At 65.8% G+C, this 231-nt stretch carries 1 protein-coding gene; it reads left to right on the top strand.

Annotated elements, in window-relative coordinates; all coding sequences use genetic code 11:
* Positions 1-231: sugar nucleotide-binding protein (locus AC3XQU_RS25110; protein ID WP_489876795.1), on the top strand; the 231-nt coding region annotated here is incomplete at both ends.

The raw sequence follows: 231 nt of genomic DNA, 5'->3' as shown, positions 1-231 counted from the left end.
AGCGACTACGTGTTTGACGGGTCCAGGCAGGAACACGCCGAGGACGAACCGTTCTCTCCCCTCGGCGTATACGGCCAGAGCAAAGCAGCCGGAGACGCCGTCGTCAGCACGGTCCCCCGGCATTACATTGTGCGGACGAGCTGGGTCATCGGCGAGGGCAACAACTTCGTCCGCACCATGGCCTCCCTCGCGGACCGCGGGGTCCAGCCCGCTGTCGTCGCGGACCAAATC

Source organism: Telluria sp. AZSoR62 (assembly GCF_058111565.1).
The sequence above is the reverse complement of the archived record's forward strand: the minus strand, read 5'-3'. Positions and strand labels throughout refer to the sequence as shown.